The sequence below is a fragment of the Bacillus sp. GW823-FHT06A10 genome (genome assembly GCF_058795375.1).
Genome location: NZ_JBXAHT010000004.1, coordinates 154,382 through 174,776, shown reverse-complemented (window position 1 = coordinate 174,776; position 20,395 = coordinate 154,382). Strand labels below are relative to the sequence as shown.

The 20,395-nt window shown below is 35.7% G+C and carries 22 protein-coding genes and 1 other annotated feature; of the genes, 4 read left to right on the top strand and 18 right to left on the bottom strand.

The features are described from left to right. Positions 1 to 62: 62 nt before the first annotated feature. The 4 genes from AC1Q8M_RS24590 to AC1Q8M_RS24575 form a co-directional block, all read right to left on the bottom strand. Positions 63 to 641, bottom strand: a complete 579-nt coding sequence (locus AC1Q8M_RS24590; RefSeq protein WP_000236648.1) for a TerD family protein — start codon at positions 639 to 641, stop codon at positions 63 to 65. Between the two features lie 85 nt (positions 642 to 726). Further along, complete coding sequence (locus AC1Q8M_RS24585) at positions 727 to 1,311, bottom strand: TerD family protein (RefSeq protein ID WP_000146729.1); 585 nt, start codon at positions 1,309 to 1,311, stop codon at positions 727 to 729. Positions 1,312 to 1,333: 22 nt separating this feature from the next. Continuing rightward, positions 1,334 to 1,930 (bottom strand): TerD family protein, encoded by a 597-nt coding sequence (locus tag AC1Q8M_RS24580; RefSeq protein WP_001121581.1) that lies wholly within the window; start codon positions 1,928 to 1,930, stop codon positions 1,334 to 1,336. A gap of 128 nt (positions 1,931 to 2,058) precedes the next feature. Further along, positions 2,059 to 2,937, bottom strand: a complete 879-nt coding sequence (locus AC1Q8M_RS24575) for an ROK family protein (RefSeq protein ID WP_098361336.1) — start codon at positions 2,935 to 2,937, stop codon at positions 2,059 to 2,061. Positions 2,938 to 3,138: 201 nt separating this feature from the next. On the opposite strand from AC1Q8M_RS24575, the gene AC1Q8M_RS24570 reads away from it, so the two are divergent. Beyond that, positions 3,139 to 4,134 carry an LPXTG cell wall anchor domain-containing protein gene (locus tag AC1Q8M_RS24570; RefSeq protein WP_144469639.1) on the top strand — a complete coding sequence of 332 codons (996 nt, stop codon included), beginning with the start codon at positions 3,139 to 3,141 and terminating at the stop codon, positions 4,132 to 4,134. A gap of 115 nt (positions 4,135 to 4,249) precedes the next feature. Here the strand turns inward: AC1Q8M_RS24570 and proS are convergent, their stop codons facing one another. Then, on the bottom strand, positions 4,250 to 5,680 hold the full coding sequence (gene proS, locus AC1Q8M_RS24565; RefSeq protein WP_098855524.1) for a proline--tRNA ligase: 1,431 nt from the start codon (positions 5,678 to 5,680) through the stop codon (positions 4,250 to 4,252). A 47-nt stretch (positions 5,681 to 5,727) separates the two neighbouring features. Next, positions 5,728 to 5,934 (bottom strand) — a binding site (T-box leader). Between the two features lie 93 nt (positions 5,935 to 6,027). Then, the gene (locus AC1Q8M_RS24560) at positions 6,028 to 6,321 is read right to left on the bottom strand and encodes a YesK-like family protein (RefSeq protein ID WP_000383860.1); all 294 of its coding nucleotides are present in this window, start codon (positions 6,319 to 6,321) and stop codon (positions 6,028 to 6,030) included. A gap of 153 nt (positions 6,322 to 6,474) precedes the next feature. Here AC1Q8M_RS24560 and AC1Q8M_RS24555 point away from each other — a divergent pair, with 153 nt between their 5' ends. Both AC1Q8M_RS24555 and AC1Q8M_RS24550 read left to right on the top strand, forming a co-directional pair. Continuing rightward, positions 6,475 to 7,788 (top strand): alkaline phosphatase family protein, encoded by a 1,314-nt coding sequence (locus AC1Q8M_RS24555; protein ID WP_000356442.1) that lies wholly within the window; start codon positions 6,475 to 6,477, stop codon positions 7,786 to 7,788. 108 nt (positions 7,789 to 7,896) lie between these two features. After that, positions 7,897 to 9,180 carry an MFS transporter gene (locus tag AC1Q8M_RS24550; RefSeq protein WP_000738820.1) on the top strand — a complete coding sequence of 428 codons (1,284 nt, stop codon included), beginning with the start codon at positions 7,897 to 7,899 and terminating at the stop codon, positions 9,178 to 9,180. 69 nt (positions 9,181 to 9,249) lie between these two features. Here the strand turns inward: AC1Q8M_RS24550 and AC1Q8M_RS24545 are convergent, their stop codons facing one another. The 7 genes from AC1Q8M_RS24545 to AC1Q8M_RS24515 all read right to left on the bottom strand — a co-directional run bounded on the left by AC1Q8M_RS24545 (position 9,250) and on the right by AC1Q8M_RS24515 (position 12,744). After that, a complete protein-coding gene (locus tag AC1Q8M_RS24545) occupies positions 9,250 to 9,501 on the bottom strand; it encodes a helix-turn-helix transcriptional regulator (RefSeq protein WP_002023181.1) in 252 nt (83 codons plus the stop codon). 56 nt (positions 9,502 to 9,557) lie between these two features. Next, a complete protein-coding gene (locus AC1Q8M_RS24540) occupies positions 9,558 to 10,790 on the bottom strand; it encodes an MFS transporter (RefSeq protein WP_000645358.1) in 1,233 nt (410 codons plus the stop codon). Between the two features lie 66 nt (positions 10,791 to 10,856). Next, complete coding sequence (locus tag AC1Q8M_RS24535; RefSeq protein ID WP_001254448.1) at positions 10,857 to 11,438, bottom strand: TetR/AcrR family transcriptional regulator; 582 nt, start codon at positions 11,436 to 11,438, stop codon at positions 10,857 to 10,859. A gap of 80 nt (positions 11,439 to 11,518) precedes the next feature. Further along, positions 11,519 to 11,662, bottom strand: coding sequence for a hypothetical protein (locus AC1Q8M_RS24530; protein WP_000817981.1), 144 nt, complete (start codon positions 11,660 to 11,662; stop codon positions 11,519 to 11,521). A gap of 126 nt (positions 11,663 to 11,788) precedes the next feature. Beyond that, positions 11,789 to 12,034 carry a hypothetical protein gene (locus tag AC1Q8M_RS24525; protein WP_000394364.1) on the bottom strand — a complete coding sequence of 82 codons (246 nt, stop codon included), beginning with the start codon at positions 12,032 to 12,034 and terminating at the stop codon, positions 11,789 to 11,791. 13 nt (positions 12,035 to 12,047) lie between these two features. Beyond that, positions 12,048 to 12,362, bottom strand: a complete 315-nt coding sequence (locus tag AC1Q8M_RS24520) for a thioredoxin family protein (RefSeq protein ID WP_071714727.1) — start codon at positions 12,360 to 12,362, stop codon at positions 12,048 to 12,050. A 10-nt stretch (positions 12,363 to 12,372) separates the two neighbouring features. Continuing rightward, positions 12,373 to 12,744, bottom strand: coding sequence for a DnaJ family domain-containing protein (locus AC1Q8M_RS24515; protein ID WP_000382378.1), 372 nt, complete (start codon positions 12,742 to 12,744; stop codon positions 12,373 to 12,375). Between the two features lie 371 nt (positions 12,745 to 13,115). On the opposite strand from AC1Q8M_RS24515, the gene AC1Q8M_RS24510 reads away from it, so the two are divergent. Beyond that, the gene (locus tag AC1Q8M_RS24510; protein ID WP_072941102.1) at positions 13,116 to 15,140 is read left to right on the top strand and encodes a glycosyl hydrolase family 18 protein; all 2,025 of its coding nucleotides are present in this window, start codon (positions 13,116 to 13,118) and stop codon (positions 15,138 to 15,140) included. Between the two features lie 446 nt (positions 15,141 to 15,586). Here AC1Q8M_RS24510 and AC1Q8M_RS24505 read toward each other — a convergent pair whose 3' ends face one another. The 5 genes from AC1Q8M_RS24505 to AC1Q8M_RS24485 all read right to left on the bottom strand — a co-directional run bounded on the left by AC1Q8M_RS24505 (position 15,587) and on the right by AC1Q8M_RS24485 (position 20,333). Further along, on the bottom strand, positions 15,587 to 17,131 hold the full coding sequence (locus AC1Q8M_RS24505; protein WP_000025948.1) for an ABC-F family ATP-binding cassette domain-containing protein: 1,545 nt from the start codon (positions 17,129 to 17,131) through the stop codon (positions 15,587 to 15,589). A gap of 395 nt (positions 17,132 to 17,526) precedes the next feature. Beyond that, positions 17,527 to 18,276 (bottom strand): ABC transporter ATP-binding protein, encoded by a 750-nt coding sequence (locus AC1Q8M_RS24500; RefSeq protein WP_000016079.1) that lies wholly within the window; start codon positions 18,274 to 18,276, stop codon positions 17,527 to 17,529. After that, complete coding sequence (locus AC1Q8M_RS24495; RefSeq protein WP_000715573.1) at positions 18,273 to 19,271, bottom strand: ABC transporter substrate-binding protein; 999 nt, start codon at positions 19,269 to 19,271, stop codon at positions 18,273 to 18,275. Before AC1Q8M_RS24495 ends, AC1Q8M_RS24500 begins: the two co-directional genes overlap by 4 nt. After that, on the bottom strand, positions 19,268 to 20,041 hold the full coding sequence (locus AC1Q8M_RS24490; protein ID WP_141532457.1) for an ABC transporter permease: 774 nt from the start codon (positions 20,039 to 20,041) through the stop codon (positions 19,268 to 19,270). The genes AC1Q8M_RS24495 and AC1Q8M_RS24490 overlap by 4 nt, the downstream gene beginning before the upstream one ends. After that, entirely contained in the window at positions 20,013 to 20,333 is a 321-nt protein-coding gene (locus AC1Q8M_RS24485; RefSeq protein ID WP_000082906.1) for an MTH1187 family thiamine-binding protein, read from the bottom strand. Before AC1Q8M_RS24485 ends, AC1Q8M_RS24490 begins: the two co-directional genes overlap by 29 nt. Between the last annotated feature and the right edge of the window lie 62 nt (positions 20,334 to 20,395).

The following is a 20,395-nucleotide window of genomic DNA, read 5'->3' as shown; positions in this document are numbered from 1 at the left end:
TCCCCTATTCTTTGCTAGATTTATAGAAAGGTCAAAAAAAGGAAACGAATATCGTTTCCTTTCTATGCATCCAAGCCATACGCTCTTACAAGCGCACCTAAACCACCTTGGAATCCACTTCCTACTGCATTAAACTTCCACTGTCCATTATGACGGTATAATTCACAAAAGACAACTGCTGTTTCGATGGAGAAATCTTCCCCTAAATCAAAACGAAGAACTTCTTCATTCGTCTCTTCATTTGCTAAACGAACAAACGCATTTCCTACTTGTCCAAAGTTTTGATTACGGCCTTCCGCATCATAAATTGTAACTGTAATAGCAATTTTATGAACATCTGCTGGAACCTTCTTCAAATCTACAACAAGTTGCTCATCGTCGCCTTCGCCTTCGCCTGTACGGTTATCTCCTGTATGTAAAACAGATCCACAAGGAGACTGTAAATTATTATAGAAAATAAAATCAGTTTCCTTCGTACATTTTCCGTTTGCATCTAATAAAAAGGCAGATGCATCTAAATCGAAATCTGATCCACCGTCATAAGATTTAATATCCCATCCAAGACCAATTACTGCTTTTGTTAAACCAGGGCTTGTCTTACCTAAATCGATTTTCTGTCCTTTTTGTAATTGAATAACCATCTATATTCACCTCTATATTTTTATCTTTAAAAATATATCCATCGGTATACACGCATTTCACCGATGGATATATAAATCAAATCTATTACTCTACATCTAAACCAAAATTATTACATAGAGACGCTAATCCACCTTGGAATCCACTTCCGATTGCATTGAATTTCCAGTCACCTGCATGACGATATAATTCACCTACTACTACGGCTGTTTCAATAGAGAAATCTTCTCCTAAATCGTAACGAATTAATTCTGCATTCTTTTCTTCATCTAAAATACGTACGAAAGAGTTAGAAACTTGTCCAAAGTTTTGGCTGCGTCCTTCTCCATCGTAAATCGTGATTGTGAAGCAAATACGTTCGATATGTGCAGGTACATTTTTCAAATCTACTTTAATCGATTCGTCATCGCCTTCACCTTCGCCAGTTCGGTTATCTCCTAAATGCTCTACAGCACCATTCGCACCTTTTGGGTTATTATAGAAGACGAAATCCTCTGCACCTGAAACTTTACCGTTAGCACCTACTAAGAAAATACTAACATCTAAATCGAAATCGTTTTGTCCATCATAACGATTCGTATCCCAACCAAGTCCTACAAGAACTTTTGAAAGACCTGGATTCGTTTTTGTTAAGTCTACCTTTTGTCCTTTTTTCAATGAAATTGATGCCATATACAATTCCTCCTCGGTTATTTTATTGATAACGTGATACAATCTCACTTAAGTTTTTATCTTGCGTGCCTTCTCCAACTGCTGAAAACTTCCATTCACTTCCGTGACGATACATTTCACCTGCAATTAGAGTTGTTTTGCCAGCATAATTATCCGATAAATTATAGCGTGCTAATTCTTCACCAGTTTGCGGGTTTTGAATACGAATATATGCATTACGAATCATCCCGAAATCTTGACGACGATTTACACAGTCATAAATATTTACAACGAATACTAAACGATTAATACGGCTCGGAACTTTATGTAATTCTACGAAAATTGTTTCGTCATCACCAGCGCCTTCACCTGTTAAATTATCTCCTGAATGAATAATACTACCACAAGTAGAAAGTTTATTTCCGAAGTAAACTAAATCATTTTTGTTTAAAAAACGATCTTCTTCTAACATAACAACAGATGCATCACAATCTACATTTGGTTTACTTCCAAATAATGAAGACAGAAATCCACCTGATTGCCCAATTGGATCCCAGCCTAAGCCAACCTGTAGTTTTGCTACTTTTGGTTGTCCTTTCGTTAAATCGATCTTTTGACCTTTTTCTAAAATAATAGGCATGAAGTTTCTCCCTTTCTACAAAGCATTTTCCAAATCGGAAAATATTGTATTCTTCTCTTATATTGTAGCATTATTTACCTAGCGATAAAAAGGATAAATTCTCAGTTATATGAAAACATTCATATAACTTACTTATGATGATGTAAGAAGTGGTAAATAGCACCAATCATTCCTGCACAATTACCGTTTTGCGCAAGTTCAATCTCACAATTATTATAAATCTCTTGATTTAAGTATTTACTGATTTCTTCTTTTACTTCTTTTAAAAACTCATTTCCTCTATCGGTAATTCCTCCACCAATAATAATCGTTTCTGGATTAAAAATATAAGCAAGATTACTAATTCCGATTGCCAAATGTTTAAAAAAAATCCCAACTGCTTGAGCAACTTCTCTATCTCCTTTATCATACAACTCAAAAATTGTTCTCCCATTCCACTCGCCTTTGCCTTTATATTTTCTTACAAGCCGAATTAATCCTGAAATCGAAGCAACCTCTTCAAACGTTTTTCCTTCTATTAACATATTCCCCCATTCACCAGCACTAAATGAATGTCCTCGGTACAATTCTCCATCTATAAAAATTGCTCCCCCAATTCCTGTTCCAAGGGTGAGCATAATAAAGTTCTCTTTCTCTCTTCCACTACCATTCCACTTTTCTCCAAACGCTGCACAATTCACATCATTGTCAATCGATACTGGAACTTTTAATATCTCTTGCAATCTATCAATAATAGGAATAGTACTATATCCCGGAATATGATCCGCACCTCCCGTCACAATTCCTTTATTAATATCAACAATTCCCGTAGTGCTAATACCAATTCCTGCAATAGTATGTTCATTCATTATTTTTTTGGATACATATATAAGTTTTTGAATAATTTGTTCTCCGCCTAAATGAATTTCTGTTGCAACTGTTTTACACTTTAATACTCTCCCTATTTCTGAAACAATGCCATACTTAATTTGCGTACCGCCAATATCAAACGCTATGTACTCTTTCATCTACTGCCACTTCCTCTACCGTTATGAATGTAAATTCCCCGCCTCTACTATTTGTAGGAAATCTACATTAACTCTTTTCTGCTTTGACAAATACACCACCTTTTTCTATATATAGTTTTTTTTGCATAAAACTCTTTTTCCTAAGAAATATTACAAAGGGATGTATTTTAGATGGAATATTAATTTCTTAGGAGGAAAACCATGACGAAAATCTTCATTTTAGCATCAACACTCTCATTATCTTTTTTTAGCGGTTTAAATATCGGTAATGCTGCAACTGAAAACTTCCAACCATTAACAAACGCTATTGTACAAAATAGCGATCATTTTGCCGAAGGAAATTTAAAGGATAATAATAAACCTCCAGGAAATAACGGTTCTCAGGACGATAGTGATTCTGGCGGCAATGATTCCGGCGGTAACGGTTCTGGTGGCAGTGGCTCTGGCGGCAACGGTTCCGGCGGTAACGGTTCTGGTGGTAGTGGTTCTGGTGGCAGTGGCTCTGGTGACAATGGTTCCGGCGGTAACGGTTCTGGTGGTAGCGGCTCTGACGGCAGTGGTTCCGGTGGCAACGGTTCTGGTGGTAGCGGCTCTGACGGCAGTGGTTCCGGTGGCAATGGTTCTGGCGACAGTGGTTCTGGTGGCAACGGTTCTGGTGGTAACGGTTCTGGTGGCAGTGGCTCTGGCGGCAATGGTTCCGGCAGTAACGGTTCTGGTGGCAGTGGTTCTGGTGACAATGGTTCCGGTGGTAACGGTTCTGGTGGCAGTGGCTCTGGCGGCAATGGTTCTGGCGGCAATGGTTCCGGCAGTAACGGTTCTGGTGGCAGTGGCTCTGGTGACAATGGTTCCGGTGGTAACGGTTCTGGTGGCAGTGGCTCTGGTGACAATGGTTCCGGTGGTAACGGTTCTGGTGGCAGTGGCTCTCACGGCGGTAATGGCTCTCACGGCGGCAATCGTGTTAAAGGTGATAGCAGTTCTCAAGGGGGTAATGGCTCTCAAGGTGGCAATCGTGTGAAAGGCGATAGCAATTCTCAGAAGGGCAACGGTTCTCAAGGGGATAATGTAAAAGATAATACAAAAAAACAAGGTGATAAATTACCTAATACTGCAACGCATTACCCTATATCTATTTTAATGGGTCTTTCAACATTCCTAATTGGTATGTTACTGTTTATTCGTCGTAAAAACGTAAAATAAGAACAACATCCTTCCATCTAAAGAATACATGAAATACTGTATAAAACCAAAAAGGGCTTTGGATTGCATTTTATTATGCAGCCCAAAGTCCTTTTTATCACCTATCAAAAGAGTATTAATATGCTTTTCCCCAATACACCATTTGTTTAGCTTCTTTACCACAACAAATACATTCTTTAGCTAAATGCTCTTGCTCAAAAGGCATACAACGTGAAGATACTCCCACCTCTTCTTTTAGTTTCTCTTCACAAGCCAATTCCCCGCACCACATTGCTTTAATAAAGCCTTGCTTTTCGTCAGCTACTTTTTTCATCTCTTCGAAATTTGTCACAGCATACGTATTCTCATCGCGAAATGCTTTTGCTTTATTAAATAAAGCAATATGAATTTCTTCAAGTAATGCTGGAATACGTTCTTCTAATTGATCCATTGGTACAAACTCTTTTTCCTTCGTATCTCTTCTTACAAGTACAACTTGATTCTTTTCAATATCTTTAGGGCCAACTTCTAATCGAATTGGAATACCCTTCATTTCATACTCATTAAATTTCCAACCAGGCGTTTTATTATTAGCATCTATTTTTACTCGTGCAACCTTTTGAATATGTCCTTGTAACTCTGTTGCTTTTGCTAAAACTCCTTCTTTATGCTGAGCAATTGGTACAATAACAACTTGCACTGGAGCGACTTTTGGTGGCATTACAAGTCCACTATTATCGCTATGAACCATTATTAGCCCACCTATCATTCTTGTTGATACACCCCAAGATGTTTGGTGCACATATTGCCATTTACCGTTACGATCTAAAAACTTAATATCAAATGCTTCTGAGAAATTCGTCCCAAAGTTATGAGAGGTTCCTGTTTGAAGCGCTTTTCCATCATGCATTAAACTTTCAATTGTATAAGTTGCCTTTGCTCCAGCAAACTTCTCTTTTTCTGTTTTTTGTCCTTTAATAACTGGTATCGCTAAATAATCCTCACAGAAAGAAGCATATAAGTTTAAAATATTTAATGTTTCAGCCTGCGATTCTTCTGCCGTTTCATGGATTGTATGACCCTCTTGCCATAAAAATTCAGTCGTACGAAGGAATGGTCTAGTTGTCTTCTCCCAACGAACTACTGAACACCACTGATTATATAACTTTGGCAAATCATTATAGGATTGCACAATTTTTGAAAAGTGCTCACAGAATAAAGTTTCAGATGTAGGACGTACACAAAGTCTTTCCGCTAACTTTTCATCCCCGCCATGCGTAACCCATGCTACTTCAGGAGCAAATCCTTCAACATGATCCTTCTCTTTTTGCAATAAACTCTCTGGGATAAACATTGGCATATATACATTTTCATGGCCAGTTTCTTTTAACTTCTCATCCATCACCTTCTGCATATTCTCCCATAAGGCATAACCATACGGACGTAAAATCATGCACCCTTTTACACTTGAATAATCAACAAGTTCGGCTTTTTTTACAATATCGGTATACCACTGCGCAAAGTCCTCTTCCATCTTCGTAATGGCTTGCACTTGTTCTTTTGCCATAGTCAGTCTTCCTCCTTCTAGAAAATACAAAAAAGCCCGCGTCCCTAAATAGGGACCGAGCTTTGCCGGCGTTACCACCCTGATTCATGCACAAAAATTGCGCATGCTCTCTTTTTGATAACGGGAAATTCCCGCTGCATATGCAGAACTCAAAGGCAGGTTCCATATTGCCTTTTTAAGAATCTTTCAGCCTGGCGGATTCTCTCTCTGCTAAAAAGGTTGAATATGTACTAGTCCTTTTTCATCGTTATAACGAAATAAATTTGTTGATTATCATAATACAAATTCTTTTTTAAAACAATAGCTAATTTTCTTATTATTATATATTCTTTTCATTTTTTACAGTTTTATACGTAGCTTTTTCGAGAGATTTTTACAAGTTGATGTGCAATCATACCAATAAGTGTACCTAGTAGAACGAAGAAACCAATAAATCCATATCCCATTCCTTCCCACCCACCAATAACCATCATGGTAACAGGAAATGATGCTAAGCAAAGAAGTATTACAATCAGTGCAAATATAATATCAAACTGTTTGTCTGGAAAACGTTTCTTTAGTAAATATGAAATAGCAAATACAAGGAGAATTGTGATGCCACCAATGATGTAAAATATACCGAATCCATCTAACCAGTCCATACTATTCCCTCCGTCCATAGATTCCCTTATACTTATTATATGTTTAATTTTTCTGAAAATAAACAATAAATTTTATTCAGAAACATATTTTTATCACTAGGTATTAATAGTAATATATAAGAATAGGTTTTATATAATTAGGAGGATTACTTTATGGATAAAGCATTAACGAATCGTGTCATTATTTTATCATTCGACTGTTTATCAGCTTTAGATTTTCCTATACTACAAAAACTACCTCATTTCCAATCTCTAATAAAAAAGGGCACGGTTGTCGAAAAAGTAGAACCAATTTATCCTTCTGTAACATATCCAAGCCACTCAACAATCGTAACCGGTAATTACCCTAACAAGCACGGTGTTGTTAGTAATACGTTACTTCAACCGGGACGTGAATCACCTGATTGGCATTGGTACCGAAAATCGATAAAAGGAACAACATTGTATGATGAAGCGCGTAAAGCAAATTTAACGACAGCTGCCCTTCTATGGCCTGTTACTGGGAGAGCAAACATTGATTACAATTTACCAGAAATTTTCCCCAATAGACCGTGGCAAAATCAAGTGTTAGTTTCCTTATTTAGCGGTAGCCCACTATACCAATTAGATTTAAATCGTCGTTTCGGCCATATAAGAAATGGTTTATCACAACCAGAGCTGGATGATTTCGTCCTCGCCTCTGCTGTACACACCATTCAGACGAAAAAGCCTAATGTTATGTTCGTACATTTCACTGATTTAGACACGCAAAGACATTATCATGGCTTTGAATCTAACGAAACAATTGCTGCAATTCATAGACATGATGAGCGGCTCGGGAAAATTATTCAAACTTTAAAAGACAGTGACCTATACGAAGAGAGTACAATTATCGCTCTTGGTGACCATAGCGCTTTAAGTGAAAACAAAGCAATTCAATTAAATGTGCTATTCCAACAAAAAGGCCTCGTATCTATAAATAAAAAAGGGCTATTAGTAGATTGGAAGGCCTATTGTCAAAGTTGCGACGGGTCTGCCTATGTATATGTGAAAGACAAAAATGATACGGATACAATTCGAGAAGTACAACTACTCCTTGAAGAACTGCTGCAAAATAAACAGAATGGAATTGAATTTATACTTCATGATGAAGCTGCGAAAGACTGCGGTGCAGATGGTAATTGTTTATTTATGTTAGAAGCGCAAGAGGGGTATTATTTCACTGAAAACTATACAGGAGATTTTATAAAAGAAATTACTGAAAAAGATGTTACTCCTAGTAAAAAATATACATTTGGTACGCATGGATACTCTCCAACAAAACCTAACTATGAAACAATTTTTATCGCTGCTGGAAAAGGAATAAAAACCGGCGTTACCGTCCCGTATATGAGACTTATTGATGAAGGTCCAACTATCGCTAGACTACTCGGTTTACACTTAGGCGAAACAGACGGATCAATTGTAGAGGATTTACTCCAATTGTAAAGAACTGTGTATATATGTAAAAGTTCTGTAAAAATCATCACTGTTTCTCTTTTTATAATTTTTATTTTTGTACACTGTTAGTAGAACAAATTTAAGGGGGAACACTATATGAAAAAAATGTCCAGACAAGAAAAAAGCTGGATATTATACGATTGGGCGAACTCGGTATATTCGCTCGTCATTACAACTGCATTATTTCCAATTTACTTTAAAGCAGCTGCAAAAGAAGCCGGGCTATCTGGTGCAACTTCAACAGCATATTGGGGATATGCAAACTCGTTCGCTACACTTTTAATTTCTATACTTGCTCCTATTCTCGGCACAGTTGCTGATTATAAAGGATTTAAAAAACGATTTTTCACATTCTTCTTTGGACTTGGTATCGTATTTACAAGTATGTTAGCAGTCGTTCCAACATCTCAGTGGTACTTATTATTAGGATGCTATATGCTCGCCTTAGTTGGTTTTGCTGGAGCCAACATTTTCTATGATGCATTTTTAGTAGATGTCACTTCTGAAGATAGAATGGATCGAATTTCTACAAGAGGTTTCGCTTTAGGCTATATTGGGAGTACTATTCCTTTTATCGGTTGTATCGCTCTTATTATTCTTGCTCAAAAAGGAACTATCCCTTTATCAGTTGGCATTGCTAGTCAAATTTCATTCGCGATAACTGCTCTTTGGTGGGGGTTATTTACAATTCCAATGCTTAAAAACGTAGAGCAAACACACTATATTGAGCGTCATCCAAGGCCTATTAAAATGAGCTTCAAACGTCTTGCTGATACTTTTAAAAATATTAAAGAATATAAAACTGTATTTATGTTTCTAATTGCTTACTTTTTCTATATTGACGGAGTCGATACAATTATTACTATGTCTACAGCTTACGGAACCGACCTCGGTATCAGTGCAACGAATCTATTAATCATATTATTTGTAACACAAATTGTCGCTTGTCCATTTGCGTTACTATACGGAAAACTATCTGAAACATTTACTGGTAAAAAAATGTTATATGTCGGTATCATTATTTATATCATTATTTGCACATATGCTTATTTCTTAAAAACGACACTTGATTTTTGGATTTTAGCAATGTTAGTTGCTACATCTCAAGGTGGTATTCAAGCACTAAGTCGTTCATACTTTGCAAAACTAGTACCAAAAGAATCTGCTAATGAATTCTTCGGATTTTATAATATATTTGGGAAGTTTGCCGCAATTATGGGTCCGGTATTAGTCGGTGTTACAACGCAATTAACAGGAAAAACAAACGCTGGTGTTCTTAGTATTATTGTTCTGTTTATTATCGGAGGATTCTTACTAACTAGAGTTCCAGAAAATAATACATCCGTTACACCACCTAGTCCAAAGACTAAAACGCTCTAAAAAAAGATCCTCTTCTCATAAGAAGAGGATCTTTTTTATTTTTAAAGGTGCGCCTTATAATGAACGACTCTACTGCTTGTACAAAAATAATTTATCAACAGTTGTTCCTAATACTTCAGCTAAACGGAATGCTAACGCTAAACTTGGATCATATTTATTATTCTCAATTGCATTTATCGTTTGTCTAGAAACCTTACATTTATCAGCTAATGCGCCTTGTGAAATATTATTTTCAGTGCGTAATTCATAGATTTGATTTTTCACACCATTGCTCCTAACCTGTAAAATCGTTTTTACAACATCAGTATATAATTGGCTCATATAGTTGTCAAAAGTTCCTCAAAGAAAAAGGGAGCAATATTGCTCCCTTACAATAGTTATTTTGAAGCTAATGAATTTGTTAGTGCCTCTTTATTAGCAATATCTTCTTTCTTTATTTGCATACGTAGAACTGGCCCTATCGCTAATAAAATAAGTGCCATTGCTATACAAAACACAGTAACTAGCGAAGTTAGTTCCTTTAATCCTCCAGCTAATGAAGTTCCAATTAGCATTGCCCCCATAAACAGTGGTAAAATCGTCCCATTTACTCTTCCAACCATATTTTCTGGTACAAGTTGAATCATAAGCGTACCGACAACAATATTAACACAAGCTAAACAAATACCTGTTCCAAATCTCATGAAACTAGTAATCCAAAATGATGTAGATAGCCCTTCTACTAAAAACGAAATCGCTAATATACCCATACCGAATACAAACATCTTTTTCGGATTCACTTTTGAAGCGAAAACTGCAGCAACAATACCACCAAGTAACATACCTATTCCATCAGCTGCCGCTAAATATTGAACAGCTTCTTTTTCCATGCCTAAACGTTCAATTACAAGGAATACTTCTAATGGATTCGTTAATCCAACAGCTAAACCCATAATTGTAAAAGTAATCGTAATCATACGTAAATTTTTCGTATGAAGAACATACTTCCAACCTTCTTTTATATCATTTTTTAATGAATCTCTCGCCACTTGCTCTTTTTCAACCCATTTTGGTAAAAATGAAAGGGCGATAGCAGATAACAAAAATAAAATGATTAAGCTATATAGTGACGTAAATAAACCAAGTTGTGTATACACAAGCGATCCTACCACTGGCCCAAAAATTAGAAATAATGACTGTAATGTTTGGTTAAATGCAATCGCATTTGCTACCTGTTCTTCTTTTACATAGCGCTTAAATATACGCGAAGATGAGGGCTGAGAAAACTGACCTACAATCGCGGAAATGAGTGTTGCAAAAAATATAGCCTGCCAATAATCCAGCTTTAACAACAGGACAATTCCTATAATAGACAGTACACTCAACACATCTCCAGCGACCATTGTTCTTTTCGGATTCCAACGATCTGCTAATGCACCACCAATGAACGAGAAAATAAAGATAGGTGCATACTCCATGACAGATAATAGAGACACTGAAACTGGATCATTATTTGTCCGCTCCATTATGAAATATAAAAGAGCCATATTTCTGATCCAAATTGCAAATTGTTGTAAAATATCAGATGCCATAACGAGCATAAATGCTCGGTTTTTAAATAAAGCTTTCACTTTCATTCCCCTTCCATAAACCGACCGTTCGGTCTAATTTGTTTTGTAAGAAAAGCAACTGACTTATTATTCAGCTGCCATTCCTTTTAACAATACATCTATTGCCTTTTTATAAATACGTTTCAGCTCTTTATAATCTAACTCGTAGTAAAGTACTCCAAGCCCTGATAATAATCCGTTCACAATATACATAAGATCACGAGTATTATCTTCACGGAACTCTCCAGACTGTATACCTGCTTCAATTAATTTCTCAAACATAACATATGATTCTCTAGTTAAAGCTAACAGTTCATCCAGAATCTCTTTACTTACAACTTGGCTCATAGAGAATTCCTCTATTGCATTTGAAATTGGTTGCTGTATGTCCTCTACATGATATTCCGCGAGACCATATAGTTTTTCAGTACTAGTACTATACAACTTCTCTTTTTCATTCCATTTTTCAACCCAATCATACGTATGCTGTTTCACTACAAATAAAAATAATTCTTCTTTACTTTTAAAGTGATAATAAATGCTTCCTTTACTTCGCTCTGTAATTTCACAAATCTCTTCCATAGATGTAGCTGCATAGCCCTTCTGTGAAAATAGACTTTCTGCTTTATATGCAATTTCTTTCTTTATCTCTTCTGCGCTTCTTCTCATATTCACACCTCTTTAAACCGACCGTTCAGTCTAATAATAACAAATCAAAAACCTCTATCGCAAGAGGATATATTCCTTATTTAAGAAAACGTACTTTCAAACCAAGTTCGAATCATATGTATCGTTCCAAATTTAAATGCTAATTTAACAAGAAATACGCCTCCCGCAGCTAATAAAAATAACACTACTTTCCCCTTATTTTTCACTTTCGGTTCCCTTTTCATTTCCATTCCCCTTAGTATATTAAAAATATTAAACAAACGTTTGTTTAACTGTGTTTATGCAATATGTAAGCCAACTAATCAAACGTTTGTTTAAAAAGAAATACGCCTATATAAGGCGCATTTTCATCAATCACCACCGCCACCGCAGCTTCCTCCGCTATCTCCCCCAAAAGACCCTCCACAATCATGTGAGCCACCATCATGCGAGCTATCATTATCAGATCCAGCAAAGAAAAATAATGGTGATGAGCTGTTAGATGAATTATGAATGTTATTTTGTTTTGTAAGATTTACCTTCTTTTTGTTCGATCGAACTGCTGTTACGATTATTCCAACTACAACAAATAATAGTATGACAATAATAAATTCCATATAAAAGCCTCCCTTATTCCTCGAATAATTGAATGGTTCTCTCTAGATTTTCAATTGAAATGAAGCGCGATTCCCGAAGGATCTCTTTTCCATTATAAAATAATAAAATTGTCGGTCCTGTAAATACGGCATATCGCCCCGCAATCTCTTGCATGTCTTGTAGTAATATCTCTATTTTCTCTAAGTAATCATAATTCTCTAATACGCAATTTACTTTTCTTAGCATAACATCACAAACACCACAATTTTCCGTTTTAATAAACAGAAGTACCAATTGTTGTTCTTCGATATAGGTCGCTAATTCTTCTATCGTTTTAAATGTAGTCATCTTATCCCTCTTAGCGTAGTTTACGAAATACTTTGTCTTGATACATACGAAAAGCTGAACTATCTTTAATCTTTCTCTTTTCCATTACCTGCTGAAAACGAAGCGTTTTTACTGTTAACTCTTCTCTTAATTTCTTTCTCTCTTCTTCATCATAACAGCAAGCAATTAGATCCTCTATTTTTAATATATCTTTTTGTAGTTCCATCTCTGGTGGAATCATTCCCGCATTTTTTAAAATTTTATAACTCATTCTAAGTTCTGGAGGTACCATTGAAAGATCTTCTAATTGTAGTGGTTTTCCTTTTCCCGGAAGATAATCAAGATCACCATTCCGTATCGCTTGTCGAATTTTTTCTTCAGCAATGTTCAAAAACACATCCACACTGTTCCCTCCTTTACATATTTTTACTATTATTTTACATGATATTTCCTTATCTTTCTACGTCTTTAATAATTGGCTCCATACAATTTTTTCTCAAATTTATTTATAATGAGCTATTTCCTCCCATACCGACCTTTCGTTTTCATATATAGTTTGTATTCAAGCCTTTTTGTATTGAGAAAGTCTTTTACAACTGAATAAAGCGTTTACACTAAATCTTACATTTGTTACGATTTAATCACCCCCAGCTCCCTTGTATAGACTTCGTGATGTCTGATCATTTTATCTAGACGTTTCATACGTCTAGATTCATTTTGATTTATTGGCGTATGCCTTTAAATATATCTTTTATTTTGAAAGGAGAAATGGCTATGAGGTCTCAAAAATTCACACTGCTATTACTATCTCTACTACTTTTCTTACCTCTTTTTCTCACAAATTTTATTACTCCAAATCTCGCATTAGCAGATTCACCAAAGCAAAGTCAAAAAATTGTTGGGTACTTTCCTTCGTGGGGCGTTTACGGACGTAATTATCAAGTTGCTGACATTGATGCATCAAAACTTACTCACCTTAACTATGCTTTCGCGGATATTTGTTGGAATGGAAAACATGGAAATCCTTCTACCCATCCGGATAATCCAAATAAACAAACGTGGAACTGTAAAGAATCTGGTGTACCATTGCAAAATAAAGAGGTTCCTAATGGTACTCTCGTACTCGGTGAACCATGGGCTGATGTTACCAAATCGTATCCTGGCTCAGGTACAACTTGGGAAGATTGCGATAAATATGCCCGTTGCGGAAATTTCGGAGAACTAAAACGATTAAAAGCTAAATATCCTCATTTAAAAACAATAATTTCCGTTGGTGGCTGGACTTGGTCTAACCGCTTTTCTGATATGGCCGCTGATGAAAAGACAAGAAAAGTATTTGCCGAATCTACAGTAGCTTTTCTTCGCGCATATGGATTTGATGGCGTAGATTTAGACTGGGAATATCCGGGCGTTGAAACGATTCCTGGTGGTAGTTATCGTCCTGAAGATAAACAAAATTTCACTCTTCTTCTTCAAGACGTCCGAAATGCTTTGAATAAAGCAGGTGCTGAAGATGGCAAACAATATTTACTAACAATCGCGTCAGGTGCAAGTCAACGCTACGCTGATCATACAGAGCTAAAGAAAATTTCTCAAATACTCGATTGGATTAATATTATGACATATGATTTCCACGGTGGATGGGAAGCTACTTCTAATCATAATGCAGCTCTATACAAGGATCCAAATGACCCAGCAGCAAATACGAATTTTTACGTAGATGGTGCTATAGACGTTTATACCAATGAAGGTGTTCCAGTGGATAAACTAGTATTAGGCGTACCTTTTTATGGACGTGGCTGGAAAAGTTGTGGAAAAGAAAATAACGGACAATATCAACCTTGCAAACCAGGTAGTGATGGGAAACTTGCTTCTAAAGGTACTTGGGATGATTATTCTACCGGTGACACAGGTGTGTATGATTACGGTGATTTAGCAGCCAATTACGTTAATAAAAATGGTTTTGTACGCTACTGGAATGACACAGCTAAAGTACCTTACTTATATAATGCGACTACAGGCACATTTATTAGCTACGATGACAATGAATCTATGAAATATAAAACAGACTATATAAAGACGAAGGGTTTAAGTGGAGCAATGTTTTGGGAACTAAGCGGGGATTGCCGTACAAGTCCAAAATATAGTTGTAGTGGTCCAAAATTACTTGATACGCTAGTAAAAGAATTACTTGGTGGACCTATTAGTCAAAAAGATACTGAGCCACCAACAAATGTTAAAAATATTGTAGTTACGAATAAAAATTCAAGCTCAGTTCAATTAAGTTGGACTGCATCCACTGATAACGTAGGCGTTACTGAATACGAAATTACTGCCGGAGAAGAAAAATGGAGTGCAACAACAAATAGCATTACAATTAAAAACTTAAAACCTAATACGGAATACACATTTTCAGTAATTGCCAAAGATGCTGCTGGAAATAAATCACAACCTACCGCTCTTACTGTCAAAACAGATGAAGCTAATACGACACCTCCTGATGGAAATGGCACTGCTACATTTTCAGTCACTTCGAATTGGGGCAGCGGTTATAACTTCTCGATTATAATCAAAAATAATGGAACGACCCCTATTAAAAATTGGAAATTAGAATTTGATTATAGCGGCAATTTAACACAAGTTTGGGATTCTAAAATTAATAGTAAAACAAATAATCATTATGTAATTACGAACGCAGGATGGAATGGCGAAATTCCTCCTGGCGGATCTATTACAATTGGTGGTGCAGGAACAGGTAATCCTGCCGAACTTTTAAATGCCGTCATTAGCGAAAACTAGACGTAATATCCATTAATTATTTCACTAAAGTTTGAATTTAGGTTCGAGCAATACCTCCTAAATTCAAACTTTTAATTTTACGAAAAATAAAAAACATTACAATAACTTATTATAATTATATTTAGTTTCTAATATGAAGTTTATATGAAGTTCATTTGAATTTTACATGAATTTCCTTTAATTTCTATTGTCTTCCTATAATATCCACATTATCCTTTACATATAGGAATTATTTTCATTCCATTTTGAACTATCTATATATATAAAGAAAGATAGTCACCTGTTAGGGAAAGGCTTTCGTATTATTATAAATATAACAAAAGAAAAAGCACGCTTATAAGCGCACCATAAGAGTGCTTCTTCATACAATTCTCATGTAAGAGTTCTCGAAAATCATGTTAATCACAAAGAAAAGGCATTAGCTCATAAAAGCTAATGCCTTTTCTTTATTCATATTGTTCAGCATTCCAATCTTCTATATTCCACACTTTTGTTATCCACGATTCATAGAAAGAAGGTTCATGTGAGACAATTAAAACTGTTCCTTTGTATTGTTGTAACGCTTCCTGTAAAGCCATCTTAGTTTCTACATCCAAATGATTAGTCGGTTCGTCTAAAATTAAAACATTGCTTTTCGTTACGATAAGTTCACATAAACGCACTTTCGTTTGCTCTCCACCGCTTAATAAACGAATAGGTTTTAATACGTGTTCTTCTTTCAATCCACACTTCGCTAATGCTTGGCGCACTTCTTTCTTTGTCATATCTGGTCGTTCTGTCCAAACTTTCTCTAACGGTGTTATTTCTGAAGCAAACTCTTCCTGTGCAAAATAAGCAGGATTTACTCGTTCCCCAACAAAAATTGAACCGCTTAGCGGCTTTATTTGACCTAATAACGTCTTTAACATTGTCGTTTTTCCAATACCATTATGACCAACAACAGCTATCTTTTCTCCTTTTTTCACTTGTAAATTCAAGTCTGGAAATAACGGCTCACTATAACCCACTCTTAGTTTCTCAGCCTGTAATATACGACTTACTGGTTCATTATAAACAGTAAAAGCAAAACGGGACCGAGGTACATTATTAACCTTTTCAACCCTTTGCATTTTCTCCAATACTTTCTCTCGACTTTTTGCCTGTTTTGCTTTTCGAATTTTATTTTTTTGAATAAATGTTTCTAACTGAGCAATTTCTTTTTGTTGTTTCGCATACGCCGATTGTAATTGTTTCCTTTGCAATTGATAACTTTGTAAAAACTTTTCATAATCCCCTACATATCGCTTAACTTTTCGTTCTTCTAGATGGTAAATGACATTCGTAATATTGTTCAAAAATACTTCGTCATGCGAAATGATAATATAAGCTTTTTCATACAACTTCAAGTACGATTGCAACCATTCTATATGTGCTGTATCTAAATAGTTCGTTGGTTCATCTAGCAATAAAACATCAGCTTTTTCTAGAAGAAGCTTTCCTAGTAATAACTTTGTCCGCTGTCCTCCACTTAACTTTGAAACATCCTTTTCCAATCCTATTTCAAACAGCCCTAAACCAATTGCCACTTCTTCAATTTCTGTATGAATTTGATAGAAATTAGAGTTTTCCAATATAGTTTGTAACTCTCCATACCTTACTAACAATTTTTCTACTTCTACTGCTTCAGCCATCTCTTCTGCAATTTTTAACATTTCGTATTCAATCGCATACAAGTTAGAAAATGCACTTTGCAAGTATCCTTCAATTGTTATTCCTTCTTGTAAATCTATATGCTGCTGCAAAAATCCAACCTTCACATGTGGAAACCATTCAATGTTCCCATCATCATGTATAAGTTCTCCTGTTAAAATTCTTAGCAGTGTTGATTTTCCAATCCCATTTTTCCCTACTAACCCAACATGCTCCCCCTTTAATAATCGAAAGCACGCATTATATAAGATGGTTTTCTCACCATACGAATGACTTAAATTTTCTACTGTTAATATACTCATTTTTTTCTCTCCTTTACTTATCGTCCATAAGCTAAATAGAGAGACCAACAGTATGAAGCCTTATTTAATTATGCATATAAAAATGGGTAAGGTGAATACACCTTACCCATTACATATTATCGTAAAAAAGGATTAAGGTTCTTTACCTGCTGTCTTCAATTTAGCTTAATCTTAAAAAATGGGCAGACTTCTCCCATATCAAGCTAAAACCATTTGAAGAACAGTTGATAAAGTCATTTTATCCTTTCACTCCTTTAACATTTGTTATATTAAGAGTATAAACTACTCTGTTATATTCTATTCTCTATTTTCCCTTTTGTTCCTTCTCCATCTTTTCATATTCTAAAAAAAGCCTCTTAACAGTAATTATACTAAAAACTGTTAAAAGGCTTTTTCTATTTTTTCATATAAGGAGCTAACACACTTAAAATCTCTTCTTTATCCTTTTTTAATTCGAGTGATGTTAACATATCCATCGTTCTCGGTCTAGGTAATTTCACTTGTACCTCGCCAACAATTGACGCTGGTCTTTGAGATAAAATAAATACGCGATCTGAAAGTAAGATTGCCTCATCTAAGTCATGTGTCACCATAACGATTGTTTGCTTCTCTTGATGCCAAGAGTTTAAAAGCCAGCTATGTACTTCCATTTTTGTAAATGCATCTAACTTTCCAAAAGGCTCATCAAGCAGCATAATTGGCTTTTCACATAAATATGTGCGCAGAAAACTAATTCTTTGACGCATACCACCAGACAATTCATCTGGATAATGGTCTGCATATTCATCTAGTTCGAACTGCTTTAATGCTTCCATTCCTTCTGTCAGCCTTTGTTTTTTCGGCTTTCCTTCAATTTCTAACGGAAGAACGATATTTTGCAAAGCTGATCGCCACGGTAGTAATAAATCTTGTTGTGGCATATAACTAACAACATCTTGCTCTTGTACTTGCTTATCTTTATACATTACGTTCCCGCTTGTTGGTTTTTCAACATTTGCAATCATGTTTAATAATGTGCTTTTCCCGCAACCACTCGGTCCTACAAAAGAAACAAACTCTCCCTCTTGTATAGAGGCACTAATATTCTCTAATACATTCTTTCCGTCGAAAGATTTCACTATATTTTTTATTTGTAATCCGCTCATTTTTCACTTGGAAGGAATTCATTTGTAAAAGCATCTTTTACATCGATTTTCTTTTTAATAACTTTGTTGTCATATAAGAAATTCATGTAATTCGTCCAAATTTCTTCCTTCTGTACTCCCCATGCTTTCGCATCATCTTGATACTTCGTACTTAACCATTTCTGGCTTTCTTGAACTAAATCTTTATTTACATCTGGAACAGCTTTAATTAGAATATCAGCAGCTTCTTTCGGTTCCTTAATTGCAAAATTATAACCTTCTGTTGTTGCACTCATAAACTTTTTCACAAAGTCTTTATCTTGCTTCGTATGTTTTTCACTCGTAATAATAACAGGACTATAGAAATCAAGCGCTGGATCTAAGTCCTTCACCATAATCGTATTTAACTCTTTTCCTTGGCGCTTCGCTTCAATACCATCCCAACCGTAATAAATCCATTCGAAATCTGCATCACGGCCGATTGATTTAAAGAAATCTGTTTGTCCTAAGATAATTTTTTCAACTTTATTAAAATCAGCTTGATGCTTATCCATAATCGTCTTTAATGTCGCTTCTTCCGCTGGTCCTCCCCAGCCGCCATAACGTTTACCTTCAAAATCTTTTGGTGACGTCATATTATCTTTCTTAAGCGATGCAAACGCTGAAGTGTTGTGCTGAATAATCGCTCCTACAGATACAACAGGAATTCCTTCCACACGAGCTAATGTTACATTTTCTTGTGCGCTTATTGCGAAGTCTGCTTTTCCTGATGCTATCATTTGCTCTGCTGTTACATTGTCACCTGGTTGAATAATTTCTACATCTAATCCTTGCTTTTTGTAATAATCTTTCGTTTGCGCTACATACAAGCCAGTATGATTCGTATTTGGAAACCAATCTAATACTACTTTTACTTTTTGATCTTTACTTGCACTTTCTTCTTTCTTCGCCGGATTACATCCAGCCACACCTACCGCTACTAAGGCAGCTAACATAACTTTCAAACCTTTTTTCATTTTCTGCCGTCCTTTCTATATATCCATGGTGCTGTTATTCTTGCCATAAACTCTACGATAAAATACAGGCATAATGTCACTATAACGATGATTGCTGCAACACCAAATACTCGGGCAGTCAAAAAGGATTTTGTAGCCCTCGTAAGCATAACGCCTAATCCTTCACTTGCACCGAGCCATTCTCCGATAATTGCCCCCATTACGCTATATGTAACTGCAATTTTTAAACCGGAGAAAAAGTATGGAAGCACTGCTGGAAATTTTACTTTCTGGTAAATTTGCCATTTTGTCGCCTTCATTGTTTGTAACAGCTTCAACATGTTTTTATCTACTGTTTGAAAACCTTCTAAAATACTAAGCGCAATTGGGAAGAAACAAACGAGTATTACGACCATTACTTTCGGCAACATCCCATATCCAAACCAAATAATAAATAGCGGTGCAAGTACAACAATTGGAATTGTTTGCGAAATAACGAGCAATGGATTTATTAAAATACGAAATAAAGGTATAACGTCCATAATAATTGCGATGCTCGTCCCCAATAAAATTGCAAAGAATAGTCCAATTATAACTTCCTGCAGTGTTTGCATCGTATTTGGTAATAGTAAATCTTTCATCCCAATTAATTCTTGAACAATGGCAGAAGGCTTTGGTAAAATCCACGGTTCGATTTTAAATAATGAAACCGATCCTTCCCATATCGCAATGAGAAGGATAAGCCAAATAGTTGTAATAAGTTTAGATTGCTTCTGGTTTTGCATATTCATCACGGTACTTCCAAACCTTTTCATCTATCGTTACACCAGTGCTTGGACGATAATGGATTTTAATAGAAGTAATCACTTCTTCTGCTCCAGCATCGACGCAAGCTTGTTGCGCACGTTTAACGACATCAAGAAGTACATCTAATTCTCCTTCCAAAGTTGTTTCCATTGCCCCTACTTCATAACGAACTCCCGATTGTTGCACAACTTCAATTGCTTTATCGACAACAGAATATACATCTTTCGTTTTCGCTTGTGGTACTACTGAAAATGACATTGTAACTTGTTGTGACATAATAAAATCCCCCTTATAAAATTAGATTTCAAAAATAAGAAAAGGCTTTCCTACTGCGTAGG